Source organism: Dinoroseobacter sp. S76 (assembly GCF_049801095.1).
Lineage (GTDB): Bacteria > Pseudomonadota > Alphaproteobacteria > Rhodobacterales > Rhodobacteraceae > Dinoroseobacter.
This window is the reverse complement of the sequence record NZ_JBNAGH010000014.1, coordinates 15,909-27,912: the sequence shown is the minus strand read 5'-3', so window position 1 is coordinate 27,912 and position 12,004 is coordinate 15,909. Positions and strand designations below refer to the sequence as shown.

The 12,004-nt window shown below is 64.9% G+C and carries 14 protein-coding genes; 7 read left to right on the top strand and 7 right to left on the bottom strand.

Going from position 1 to position 12,004, the window contains the following annotated elements; all coding sequences use genetic code 11:
- Nucleotide 1 precedes the first annotated feature (1 nt).
- Nucleotides 2-388, top strand: a complete 387-nt coding sequence (locus tag ACP153_RS21270; RefSeq protein WP_424973022.1) for a carboxymuconolactone decarboxylase family protein — start codon at nt 2-4, stop codon at nt 386-388.
- Between the two features lie 65 nt (nt 389-453).
- The gene (locus ACP153_RS21265) at nt 454-981 is read left to right on the top strand and encodes a lysozyme inhibitor LprI family protein (protein ID WP_424973021.1); all 528 of its coding nucleotides are present in this window, start codon (nt 454-456) and stop codon (nt 979-981) included.
- A 14-nt stretch (nt 982-995) separates the two neighbouring features.
- Here the strand turns inward: ACP153_RS21265 and ACP153_RS21260 are convergent, their stop codons facing one another.
- From ACP153_RS21260 to ACP153_RS21240, 5 genes are all read right to left on the bottom strand, one after another.
- Nucleotides 996-1,724: an amino acid ABC transporter ATP-binding protein gene (locus ACP153_RS21260; RefSeq protein ID WP_424973020.1), complete on the bottom strand. Its 729-nt coding sequence runs from the start codon at nt 1,722-1,724 to the stop codon at nt 996-998.
- Nucleotides 1,721-2,377, bottom strand: a complete 657-nt coding sequence (locus ACP153_RS21255; RefSeq protein WP_424973018.1) for an amino acid ABC transporter permease — start codon at nt 2,375-2,377, stop codon at nt 1,721-1,723. The genes ACP153_RS21260 and ACP153_RS21255 overlap by 4 nt, the downstream gene beginning before the upstream one ends.
- Nucleotides 2,378-2,380: 3 nt before the next feature.
- Nucleotides 2,381-3,097, bottom strand: coding sequence for an amino acid ABC transporter permease (locus ACP153_RS21250; protein ID WP_424973017.1), 717 nt, complete (start codon nt 3,095-3,097; stop codon nt 2,381-2,383).
- A 73-nt stretch (nt 3,098-3,170) separates the two neighbouring features.
- The gene (locus ACP153_RS21245) at nt 3,171-4,034 is read right to left on the bottom strand and encodes an amino acid ABC transporter substrate-binding protein (RefSeq protein ID WP_424973016.1); all 864 of its coding nucleotides are present in this window, start codon (nt 4,032-4,034) and stop codon (nt 3,171-3,173) included.
- A gap of 31 nt (nt 4,035-4,065) precedes the next feature.
- The gene (locus tag ACP153_RS21240; protein ID WP_424973015.1) at nt 4,066-5,088 is read right to left on the bottom strand and encodes a D-cysteine desulfhydrase; all 1,023 of its coding nucleotides are present in this window, start codon (nt 5,086-5,088) and stop codon (nt 4,066-4,068) included.
- A gap of 151 nt (nt 5,089-5,239) precedes the next feature.
- Between ACP153_RS21240 and ACP153_RS21235 the strand changes: the two genes are divergently transcribed.
- Nucleotides 5,240-6,115, top strand: a complete 876-nt coding sequence (locus tag ACP153_RS21235; RefSeq protein WP_424973014.1) for a LysR family transcriptional regulator — start codon at nt 5,240-5,242, stop codon at nt 6,113-6,115.
- 102 nt (nt 6,116-6,217) lie between these two features.
- Here ACP153_RS21235 and ACP153_RS21230 read toward each other — a convergent pair whose 3' ends face one another.
- Nucleotides 6,218-6,892 carry a GntR family transcriptional regulator gene (locus ACP153_RS21230; RefSeq protein ID WP_424973013.1) on the bottom strand — a complete coding sequence of 225 codons (675 nt, stop codon included), beginning with the start codon at nt 6,890-6,892 and terminating at the stop codon, nt 6,218-6,220.
- Between the two features lie 194 nt (nt 6,893-7,086).
- Between ACP153_RS21230 and ACP153_RS21225 the strand changes: the two genes are divergently transcribed.
- From ACP153_RS21225 to ACP153_RS21210, 4 genes are all read left to right on the top strand, one after another.
- Nucleotides 7,087-8,163, top strand: coding sequence for a Gfo/Idh/MocA family protein (locus ACP153_RS21225; RefSeq protein WP_424973012.1), 1,077 nt, complete (start codon nt 7,087-7,089; stop codon nt 8,161-8,163).
- A 92-nt stretch (nt 8,164-8,255) separates the two neighbouring features.
- Nucleotides 8,256-9,269 (top strand): TRAP transporter substrate-binding protein DctP, encoded by a 1,014-nt coding sequence (gene dctP / locus ACP153_RS21220; RefSeq protein ID WP_424973011.1) that lies wholly within the window; start codon nt 8,256-8,258, stop codon nt 9,267-9,269.
- A 34-nt stretch (nt 9,270-9,303) separates the two neighbouring features.
- On the top strand, nt 9,304-9,876 hold the full coding sequence (locus ACP153_RS21215) for a TRAP transporter small permease (protein ID WP_424973010.1): 573 nt from the start codon (nt 9,304-9,306) through the stop codon (nt 9,874-9,876).
- Nucleotides 9,873-11,168, top strand: coding sequence for a TRAP transporter large permease (locus ACP153_RS21210; protein WP_424973009.1), 1,296 nt, complete (start codon nt 9,873-9,875; stop codon nt 11,166-11,168). Before ACP153_RS21215 ends, ACP153_RS21210 begins: the two co-directional genes overlap by 4 nt.
- A gap of 9 nt (nt 11,169-11,177) precedes the next feature.
- Here the strand turns inward: ACP153_RS21210 and ACP153_RS21205 are convergent, their stop codons facing one another.
- Nucleotides 11,178-11,942 carry an HpcH/HpaI aldolase family protein gene (locus tag ACP153_RS21205; RefSeq protein ID WP_424973008.1) on the bottom strand — a complete coding sequence of 255 codons (765 nt, stop codon included), beginning with the start codon at nt 11,940-11,942 and terminating at the stop codon, nt 11,178-11,180.
- Nucleotides 11,943-12,004 lie beyond the last annotated feature (62 nt).

Here is a 12,004-nt window from a genome sequence, read left to right as displayed (position 1 = left end):
CATGGACGAAGACCTCTTCCTCAAGGGCCTCGAGCAGCGCAAGGCCACGCTCGGCGCGGCTTATGTCGAGAAAAACCTCGCCGCCGCCGATGACTTCACCCGCCCGTTTCAGGAGGCGATGACTGCCTGGTGCTGGGGCTTTGGCTGGGGCGATGACGTGATCGACGCCAAGACGCGTTCGATGATGAACCTGTCGATGATCGGCGCGCTCGGCAAGATGACCGAGTGGGAGATCCATTGCCGGGGCGCGCGCACCAATGGCGTCAGTCAGGACGAAATCCGCGCGATCATCCACGTGATCGGGATCTATTGCGGGGTGCCGCAAGCGCTCGAATGCTTCCGCGTGGCGCGCAAGGTGCTCGAAGAAGAGGCGGGCGCGGCCTCCTGACGCCCTTGCCCCTGGCCCCGGCACCCGCAAGACTGGATCTGACCATGCAAAACGCGGGGTGCAGGATGAAATACGTGATCGCGATACTGGCCTGTCTGGCCGTGCCGCTTCCGGCGGCGGCGGACGAGGTTCCGGCGGATACCGTGGCCGAGATGGGCGAGATGCTGGAGGCGTGCTGGCAGGATGCGGACTGCGCGCCGGACGGGGCGCTCAATTTCTGCGGTGAGGCGATCAATGCCGGGGGCTCACCCAATGCCTGGGCCTTCTGCCAGCAGGTGGTTTACGAGTGGTGGGATGCCAAGCTGAACGCTACTTATCAGGCGCGCATGACCCAGCAAGAGGGGTATGACGCGGACCGGGACGGCACGCCCTATCAGGACGCCCTGCGCGATATGCAGCGGGCCTGGATCCCGTTTCGCGACGCGGCCTGCAGTTTCGCTGCGCGGGGCCAGCCCGGCGGCTCCGGCGCGATCACCGACCAGATGGAGTGCCTGATCCAGATGACGATCACGCAGCTCCAGTTCATCGACCAGCCCCTGTTCTGCATCAATGATCCCGCGCGGTGCGCAGAGCCGCACGAGATCCGGTTCTAGGGGGGCGCGCGCCCTCAGTGGTTGAGGATCTTGGACAGGAAGTCCTGGGCCCGGGCGCTTTCGGGATTGCCGAAGAACGCTTCGGTGGCGCGGTCCTCGACGATGGCGCCCTGATCCATGAAGACCACCCGGTCGGCCACCTTGCGGGCAAAGCCCATCTCGTGGGTGACGACCATCATGGTCATGCCGTCCTGCGCAAGCTCGACCATCACGTCGAGCACTTCGTTGATCATCTCGGGATCGAGGGCTGAGGTCGGCTCGTCAAAGAGCATGGCAATCGGGTCCATGGCCAGCGCCCGGCTGATGGCGACGCGCTGCTGCTGACCGCCCGAAAGCTGTCCGGGGAATTTCTCGATATGCTCCTTGAGCCCGACCCGGTCGATCAGGGCCTCGGCCTTGGCATTGGCCTCATCCGGGGAGCGTCCGAGCACCTTCTCCTGCCCGAGACAGAGGTTCGCGCGCACGGACATATGGGGGTAGAGCTCGAAATGCTGGAACACCATGCCGATCCGCGAGCGCAGCCTCGTGAGGTTGGTGCGGCGGGCGGTGACTTCGGTCTCCTCCACGAAGATCGTGCCCTTCTGCACCGGCTCCAGCCCGTTGACGCATTTGATCAGGGTGGATTTGCCGGACCCGGAGGGCCCGCAGACCACCACCACTTCGCCCGTATCGACCTTGGTGGTGCAGTCGGTCAGGACCTGGAAATCTCCATACCATTTCGAGACGTTATCAATGGTAATCATGCGGTTTTGGCCTTTTGAAGCCGCCGGACGAACATGGACCCGGCGAAGCAGATGATGAAATAGACGATGGCGGCGAAGACATACATCTCGACCAGACGGCCCTCGGTGCGGGCGACGATGGAGGAGACGGTCATGAAGTCGCGCAGCGAGACGACGAAGACGAGGCTGGTGTCCTGAAACAGGATGATGCCCTGGGTCACGAGGATCGGGATCATGTTCCGGAAGGCCTGGGGCAGGACCACATAGCGCTGGATCTGCCAATAGCTGAGCCCGGTGGCCTGACCCGCATGGACCTGACCCTGGCGCACGGATTGGATACCCGCGCGGATGATTTCCGAGTAATAGGCGGCTTCGAACATCACGAAGGCGATCAGCGCCGAGTAGAACCCGCCGATGGGCCGCCCGATCGCGAGGGGCACGAGAAAGTAGAACCAGAAGATCACAAGGATCAGCGGCACCGACCGGATCAGGTTCACATACGTGGCCGCAAAGAGCGACAGGGGCAGAAAGCCCGAGAGCCGCATGAGCGCCAGCCCCGTGCCGAGCACGATGCCCCCGATGATCGCGAGGAAGGTCAGCCACAGCGAGAGCTGCAACCCCTCCCACAGGAAGGGGAGGTTGTTCCAGATGACGGCATAATCAAAATCACCCATGGATCAGCCCTTCCCTACAAAGCCGGGGATCTGGGTGAACTTCTCCAGCGACTGGGCGATCACCGTCGCCATCAGGGCGATGCAGACATAGATCACCGTGGCCGCCGTAAAGGCCTCGAACCCCTGGAAGGTGAATTCGGCGATCTGCTGGGACTGGGCCGTCAGCTCCAGAAGGCCGATGGTCAGCGCGAGGGAGGAGTTCTTGAAGATCGTCAGGAATTCCGAGGTCATGGGCGGCACGATCAGCCGGAAGGAGATCGGCAGCAGCACATAGCGATAGGTCTGGGCGGTGGAGAACCCGTTGGCATAGGCGGCTGAGGTCAGCCCCTTGCCCACGGCCTGGATCCCGGCGCGGACCTGCTCGGCCACGCGGCTGGCAGTATAAAGCCCCAGCGCCACGACGGCGGTCACGTATTCCGGGTTCGGCATGTCGCGCTTCATCCAGCGGCCCACATCATCGGGCATGATTTCAGGCACGGCAAAATACCAGATGAACATCTGCACCAGCAGGGGGACATTGCGGAACAGCTCCACATAGCAGGTGCAGAGAAAGGCGATGGGCTTGTTCGGCAGGGTGCGCCCCACGCCGATCAGGATGCCCAGCCCCAGGGCAATGACCCAGGCGGCAAGCGCCACCGCGAAGGTCCATTGCACCCCGGAGATCAGCCAGCCGAGATAGGGATCAGCCCAGAGGACCGACCAGTTCCAGTTGTAATTCATGGAGGAGCCCCCGGGGCAAAGCAGTGGAGGCAGGGCGCACGCGGCGCCCCGCCTTGGGGTCTGGTCCGGCCGTTTATTCCGGCAGGGCGTTCAGGGCGAAGGACGCCTGCAGCAGCGGGGTCGCGGGCACGCCGAGCGGGTCGAACCACTTGGAATAGATCTCCATGATCTCGCCGGTGCGGAACACTTCGGCCAGGGCGGCCTTGCCCACGAGCTCGAAGGCGCTGTCATCGCGGCGCACCATCAGACCGTAAGGGTCATAGGAGAGGAAATCGCCCACGACCTCGAACTCTTCGGGGGTCTTGGACTTGGACATCAGGCCATAGAGCAGGATGTGGTCGGTGGCATAGACATCGACCCGGTCGGTCTCGAGCGAGAGCATCCCTTCGGCATGGTCGCGCACGGGCAGGACCTTGACGTCGAGGCCGAGCTCTTCGATGGCGGCTTTCACGGCCAGCTCGTTGGTGGTGCCCTGGGCCAGGGCCACGGCCTTGCCCTCAAGATCGGCGACCGAGGCGATGCCGCTGCCCTTGCGGACCATGAGCTTGGTGCCGGTCACGAAGGTGGTGGCGAGGTACTCGACCTGCTGCTGCCGCGAGAGCTTGTTGGTGGTCGAGCCGCATTCCAGGTCAATGGTCCCGTTCGCCATGAGCGCCAGACGCGTCTTGGGGTTCACGGGGACGTAGCGGACCTCCAGCTCTTTGCCGACGGTCTCGGAGACCTTCTCGACGATCTTCATGCACAGATCGATGGAATAGCCGATCGGCTGCTGGTTCTCGTCGAGATAGGCGAAGGGCACCGAGCTTTCGCGGTGGCCCAGGGTGATCACGCCGCTTTCGGCGATCTTGGCCAGGGTGCCGGTGAAATCCTCGGCGGCGGCAGGGACACTGGCGGCGAGGCTGAGCGCCCCGGCCAGAGCGAGTTGTTTCAGTTTCATGAGTGCATCTCCTTGTTGGATGAGAGAGGGGTCATGCCTGATAGCCAGGCAGATCGAAGGTTTCGGGATAGCCGAACAGGGCCGCGCTGCCTCCGGTATGGAGGAAGACGATATTGTGCAGACCATCGAAATGGCCTGCGCGGGAAAGCTCGATGAGGCCGGCCATGGCCTTGCCGGAATAGACCGGGTCGAGGAGCAGCCCCTCGAGCCGGGCGACCTGGCGCAGGGCGGCGCACATGGCGGGGGTGGGCTGGCCGTAACCGGCGCCGATCTGGCTGTCCGTGGCGCGCACGGCGGTGCGGGGGATCACCACGCCATTGCCGAGCAGGTCCGCCGTGGCAGTGGCGAGGCTGTGGACCTTTTCTTCCTGCCGGTCCTGGGCCCTGCGCACGCCGATCCCCCAAAGCTGCATCTCGCTGCCAATGGAGCACAGCCCGGCGAGCAGACCCGCCTGTGTCCCGGCGCTGCCCGTGGCATGGACAAGCCCGTCGAGGCGGGTGCCCGTGTCCCGGGCTTGCCTGCTGAGTTCTGCCGCGCAATTGACATAGCCCAGGGCGCCGAGCGCGTTCGAGCCGCCGCCCGGGATGATATAGGGGCGCGCGCCTTGGGTCCTGAGCCGGTCCGCGAGCCGCGCCATCTCGGAGGTCATATCCGCTCCGGCGGGGCGGGCCGAGACCGTCGCGCCATGGAGCCGGCTCAACAGGACATTCCCCCCGAGCCGGTAGGCCGGGTCCTGAAACCCCGTGCGATCCTCAAGCAGGATATGACAGCCCAGCCCAAGCCGGGCGCAGGCCGCAGCAGTTTGGCGCGCGTGGTTGGATTGGGTCGCCCCTTCGGTGATCACGCAGGTCGCCCCGTGGCGCAGGGCCTCGGCCATGAGAAATTCGAGCTTGCGGGTCTTGTTCCCGCCCGTGGCCAGCCCGGTGCAATCGTCGCGCTTCACCCAGATCCGCGGCCCGCCCAGCATCTCGGAGAGCCGATCAAGCGGTTCCAGCGGGGTCGGGAGATGGGCCAGAGCGACCCGGGGAGAGACCTCCAATGTGCGCTCCAGCATGGCGATCTGGGCGGAGCTATCCGATACTCTGGGTTTCTCTAAGACGGTCAAACTGGTCCCCAAGCCGTACTGACAAGAAGGCTAGGCCAAAGTATTGCCTGCGAAAAAGTGCCGACTTGGCATAGTAGCCGTACAATTGGTATGGGTAGCCATGGATACCCGCCTTCTCGAAGACGCGCTCGCCCTGATCGAAGAGGGCACGATGAGCGCCGCCGCCGCACGCCGCAATGTCACGCAACCGGCCTTTTCGCGGCGGATCAAGGCGCTGGAGCATTGGCTCGGCGCGACCCTGGTGGACCGCCATGTGAACAAGGTCGAGCTGACCGAGCAATTGCTGGCGCGCGAGGCCGATATCCGGGTCCTGCTTGAGACGGTGCGCCGGTTTCGCGACAGCCCCGCGCCGGGCTCGCGCAGCTTCATCGTCGCCTCGCAGCACTCGCTCGCGGCTTCGGTCTTTCCCGAGCTCTATCCCAAGATCACGGCGCTGGACCGGATCCGCACCGTGCGCCTGCGGACCCGCAATCAGGACGAGATCATGGCGCTCTTTCTGAAATTCGAAGTTGATCTGATGCTGAGCTATCAGTATCGCGGCGCGCCGCGCCCGCCCTTTGATGACACGATCCTGCAGCGGATCTGGCGGCGGGATTCGCTCGTGCCCGTGGTGGGCGGGCCGCTGCGCTTTGCCCTGAGCGAGGATCAGACCCTGGACGAGGCGACCCCGGTGCTGCGCTATCCCGAGGATAGCGAGTTTGGTCAGATCATCGCCGCCTATCCGAATTCCGAGCGCTTGATGCGGGAGGAGGCCGTGGTGGTCGAGACCTCCTTCGCGGCCAGCATCCGGTCGCTGATCAAGCTCGGGGCGGGGGTCGGCTGGGTGCCGCAATCCCTCGTGCGGGATGACATGCGCCGGGGCGAGGTCGTGCCGATCTCGGCGGCCTATGGGCGGATCCCGCTGGATGTGGTGCTCTCGACCCACCGCACCCATGAGCTGGGCCGCTATGTGCTGGACAATCTGGTGCCGGATTAGGTGGGGCTTGTCCGCTGCTGGTTCCGGCGGAAACCTGAGGCTCTGATCCGCGAAAGGTCCGCCTGATGCCTTTGCCCTGCCTCTGGTGCGCGACGCGTTGCGCTAGGGCGCAGGGTCCGATCCGGTCATGGCGCGCAGGGTGTGGTCGAGCCCGTTCACGATATGGGCCTTCAACACGGCTTTGGCGGTCGTTGCATCCCGGGCGAGGGCGGCTTCGAGCATCTCCTGATGTTCGGCCACAGCCGCCGCGCCGCGATTGGTCAGCACCAGCATCTGGTAGCGCAGGTATTTGTCATAGAGCGTCGCGTGCAGGCTCAGCAGGTTGCGCGAGCGGCAGGCGTCGATCAGCGCCAGATGAAACTCCCAGTCGTAGCGCTTCCACAGCTCGGTCTTGGAGAGATCCCCGGCGCCGATCTCGGTCTCGATCCGGTGGAGCTTGTGATGGGCGGCGACCAGACGCCCCTCCCATTCCGTATCGCCATTGGCCAAAGACCGCTCCAGCGCGTCGCATTCCAAGAGTACCCGGAGATCGGCGATCTCCTCCAGATCTTCGGGGCTGACCGGGGTCACGAGGAAGCCGCGCTGCGCCGGCGCGTCCACAAACCCCTCGCTCGCCAGCCGGTTCAGGGTCTCCCGCAGGGTCGAAAGGCTGGCGGCATAGTCCACGCGCAGACGCTCAAGCTTCAGCTTGGCACCCGGTTTGAGCACGCCAAAGATGATGTCATGCTTGAGCCGCTGATAGGTGGTCGCGCCGACGGTGGCGGTGGGGGCGCCCATGCCCTCTCCTCGTTCTGCGGATGTGCTGCTGAAACCTTAGGCAAAAGCCCGATCATATTCAACTTTGACAAATCACCGTCAAAAATCAAAATATCATATATATTTGCCAGAGCTGGGGAATCCGGCTAGCCTCTCGTCCGGAGCCGCCATTACAGAGCCGCAAAGGCCGGGCGGAAATGGGAGGAACGCTGCCGATGCCGCAAGCCGTGCCGCTTGCCATTGCGGGCTTTGGCCTTGTGGGCCGCCGCCATGCGGCGGCGATCGCGCAATGCGCGGGCGCGGAGCTTGCGGCGGTGATCGAGCCGGAGGCGGAAGCGCGGGCGGAAGCGCGTGCCTTGGGCTGCGCGGTCTATCCGGATCTCGACGCGTTTTTTGCAGCAGGCGGGGCCGACGGGCTGATCCTGGCCACGCCCAACCCGCTCCATGTGGCGCAAGGGTTGCAGGCGGTGGCGGCGGGCCTGCCGGTGCTGGTCGAGAAACCCATCGCGACACAGGCGGCGGACGCGGTGCAGCTCATCGCGGCGGCGGAGCAGGCGGGTGTGCCCCTGCTGGTCGGGCATCACCGACGCTACAATCCGATCATTCAGGCCGCGCAGGAGGCGATTGCCCGGGGCGATCTCGGGGAACTGCGCGCGGTGCAGGCAACCTGCTGGTTCTACAAACCGGATGCCTATTTCAACGCCGCCGACTGGCGCAAACGGCCCGGCGCGGGGCCGGTGGCGGTCAATCTCGTCCATGATATCGACCTGATGCGCCATCTCTGCGGTGAGGTGGTCTCGGTCCGCGCCCTCGCGGCCCCGTCCCGGCGGGGTTTCGACAATGAGGATCTGGCGAGCGCGCTTTTGAGCTTTGCCAGTGGGGTGATTGGCACGGTCAGTGTTTCGGACAGCATCACCGCCCCCTGGAGCTGGGAGATGACGGCGCGCGAGCATCCGATCTACCCGCCCACATCCGAGAGTTGCTACATGATCGGGGGGTCGCGCGGGGCGCTCTCGCTGCCGGATCTGCGGCTTTGGCAGCACGGGGCCGGGGAGCCCGACTGGTGGGCCCCGATCTCGGCTACGAGCCTGATGCGGGCGGCCACGGATCCGTTGGTCAACCAGATCGCCCATTTTATCGATGTCATCGCCCATGGCGCCGCTCCGCTTGTGTCGGGGCGCGAGGGGCTGCGCACGCTCGAAGTGATCGAAGCGATGCAGCTCTCTGCAGCCGAGGGGCGGGACATCGCGCTCCAGCCCGCCGCGCCAAGGGAGGTGGCGCAGGCGGGCTGAGAGCCGAAAACACAACAAAGACTTGGAGAAAGAGGGCCGGTCGCCCATGATCGACCCTCTGACGGAGACGGGAAAACACTAGGGAGGAAGACATGTTTTCTGGGATGACGAGACGGGCGGCGCTGAGCGTGGCCTTCGCGGCGGGTCTGACCGCGGCGACCACCGGCGGCGGGTTTGCCGATGGCCACAAGATGACCTTCACCCTGGCGACGGCGGGGTCCGAGACGGATCAACGCTCCCAGGCCATGGCGCAGGTCTTTGCGCCCATGGTTGCCGAGTTCGCCGATTTCCAGCCGGGCTATAATGCGACGCTCTTTGCCCAGGGCACCGAGCTTGAGGCGATCAGCCGGGGCAACCTGACCATGTCCATCGCCTCGGCGCAGGAGCTGGCGCAGTTCTTCCCCGAATTCTCGATCTTTGCCACGGGCTATGTCCATCAGGATGCCGCCCATCAGGTGCGCGTCTTCAACGATCCGCTGATGGATCCGTTCAAGAAGACGGTCGAGGATGATCTGGGCGTGAAGCTTCTGTCGGTGATGTATCTGGGCAAGCGCCATGTGAACCTGCGCCAGACTCGCGAGGAGCTCGACGTGCAGACGCCTGCGGATCTGGCCGGGGTGAACCTGCGGATGCCGGGCACGGATGCCTGGCAGTTCCTCGGCAAGGCGCTGGGGGCGGCCCCCACACCCATGGCCTTTACCGAGGTCTATACGGGTCTTTCCACCGGGGCCGTGGATGGGCAGGACAACCCCCTGCCGACCGTGGTCGATGCCAAATTCTATGAGGTCACCAAGCAGATCGCCCTGACCTCCCATCTGGTGGATCTCAACTACATCGCCTTCTCGAAAGAGGTTTGGGACGGGCTCTCGGCGGATCAGCAGTTGCAGGTCCAGCGCGCCGCCGATGCCGCCGCCGCCTGGGGCCGGTTGAAGCAACTCGACAAGGAGAACAACCTCGCGGACTTCATCCGCAGCAAGGGGGTTGAAATCTACACCCCGGATCTCGACGCGTTCCGCACCCATGTGCAGGCCCAGTATGTGGGCAGCGAAGTGGCGTCGAGCTGGCCCGAGGGCGTGCTTGAGAAGATCAACGCGCTCGGCAACTAAGCGCGTCTGACGACCCCGCCGCGGGAGGACCCCCATGCGTTTCATCACCCGATGGTTCACCCGCGGCACCGAGCTTATCGCCGCCGCATTGCTGGCGGCGATGTTCATCACCTTCCTGCTGCAGATCTTCTCGCGCTACGTGCTGGTGCAGCCCTTTGGCTGGACTTTGGAGCTCTGCCTGATCCTCTGGGTCTGGATCGTGTTTTTCGGCAATGCCTTTCTCGTGCGGGAGCGCGATCAGGTCACCTTTGACATCCTCTATCTTGCCGCCCCGCGCCGGATCCGCCGGGTGCTGGCCCTGATCGCGGCGGGCGCGATCGTGGCGGGGATGGTCTGGTCGGCCTATCCGACCTGGGACTATGTGGACTGGATGAAGATCCGCAAGACGACCACGGTGCGGAACCCGTTCACCGGGGACAAGATCCCCATGCGGACGATCTTCTCTATATATATTGTCTTCATGGCCGCCGTTGGCCTGCGCTATGCGTGGCGCTTCGTCGAGGTCTGGCGGAAGGGCCCGCCCGATGACGATCACGAGATCCCCGGCCCGGGGCAGGGTCATGACCATGGCGCCCCCGCCATCCAGCAGGGGGATGAGGCGGTATGAGTATCGAGCTGGCCCTCTGCCTGATCACGCTGTTCGGCCTTGCGGGGATCGGAACGCCCATCGGCTATTCGATCATGCTGGCCTCGCTGGTCTATCTCGGCATGTCCGGCAAGGATCTGGCCCTCACGGGCGAGAAGATCCTGCAAGGGCTCTATGGCAGTTTCATCCTGCTGGCGGTGCCGCTCTTCATCGTGGCCGCCAATATCATGAATGCAGGCTCGATCAGCGACCGGCTTCTGAATTTCTGCATTGCCGTGGTCGGACGGTTCCGGGGCGGGCTGGGCCATGTGAATGTCATGGCTTCGCTGATCTTCTCGGGCATGTCCGGCTCGGCGGTGGCCGATGCGGCGGGGCTCGGCAAGATCATCATCGGGATGATGACCAAGGATGGCCGCTATAGCCGGGGCTATGCTGCCGCGATCACCGCGGCCACGGCGACGATCGGGCCGATCATCCCGCCCTCGATCCCCATGGTTCTCTATGCCCTGGTCTCCAACAGCTCCATCGGCGCGCTGTTTCTGGCGGGCATCGTGCCGGGGCTGGTGATGGGCGCGGTGCTGATGGGGATGAACTTTTTCATCTCCACCCGGCGCGGCTTCGCCATGGAGGAGCCTGTGCCCCTGCGCGAGCTGCCCCGGGTGACGGGCAAGGCCTTTCCCGCGCTGCTGATGCCGGTGATCCTGCTCTATGGGATCTATGGCGGGGTGACGACGCCCACGGAGGCGGCCGCCGTCGCCGCGTTCTACGCGCTGATCCTGGCGGCGTTCTTCTACCGGGCGCTCTCGCTCAAGACGCTCTACGAGATCTTCGTGGACAGCGCGCGCTCTTCGGCGGCGGTGGGGATCGTGATCGGCGGCGCGCTGATCCTGAACTTCATCGTGATCTCGGAAAACATCCCCGCCATGCTTTCCGCGGCCCTGACCGGGCTGGAGATCCATCCGTTGATGTTCCTCCTGCTGGTCAATGTGCTGGTGCTGCTTCTGGGCTGCGTGCTGGATGCGACGACGATCATCCTCGTGATCGTGCCGCTCTTCATCCCCACCTGTCAGGCGCTGGGGATCGATCTGGTGCATTTCGGCGTGCTGGTGGTGGTCAACTCGATGATCGGGCTGATCACGCCGCCTTACGGGATCCTTCTCTTCGTGATCAACGCGGTGACGGGCATCCCCCTGAAGGAGATCATCGCGGAGGTCTGGGCCTTCCTCGCGGTGCTGGTCGCAGCGCTCGTCTTCCTGATCCTGTCGCCGGATGTGGTGCTCTGGCTGCCCCGGGTTTTCGGCTATCAGGGTTAGGGCGCGGAGTTACGGGAACTGCGCGCGCAGGGCAGCGGTCGCCTCGGCCAGCAGCACCAGATCGACGCCCACAGCGGTGAACTGCGATCCGCGTGCGATATAGCCTTTCGCCGCTGCGGGATCGAGCGCCATGATCCCCTTCGGCACACCGAGGGCCGTGAGCCGAGCGAAGGCGTCCTCGATCGCGGCCAGAACCTCCGGATGGTCGAACTGGCCCGGATAGCCGAGGCTCGCGCTCAGATCCGCCGGGCCGATGAACACGGCATCCACGCCCTCGGTTGTCGCGATCTCCTCCAGCGCGGCGAGCCCGGCGACGGTCTCGACCTGCAGGACGAGGCAGAGCTCGGTCTCGGCCTCGGTGAAATAACGCGCGACTTGGCCATAGCGCGTGGCGCGGGTCATGCCGGCCATGCCGCGGATGCCGTTCGGGCCATAGCGCATGGCGGTTACGGCGGCGCGGGCCTGCTCGGCGGTTTCGATATAGGGCACCAGAAGGGTCTGCGCGCCCATATCCAGAAGGCGCTTGAAGAGCACCGGGTCATTCGCCGCCGGGCGGACGATGGCCGAAACCTCCGGGGTCTGGCCAATGGCCTGCAGGGCGGGCAGGACCTCCACCGTTTCCACCGCCGCATGCTCGCAATCCACGAGCACCCAGTCGAACCCGGCCCCGGCGAGCATTTCGGGCACCGTGTTGCCGCCCACGGTGTTCCAGATCCCGAGCTGATGCGCCCCGGTCTTCAGGGCGGCTTTGAAGTGATTCTTCGGCATCTCCATGGGGCGGGCCTTTCCTGGGCGCTGGGATCAGGGCGAGTGTGGCCCAAGCCGGGCGCGGTGGC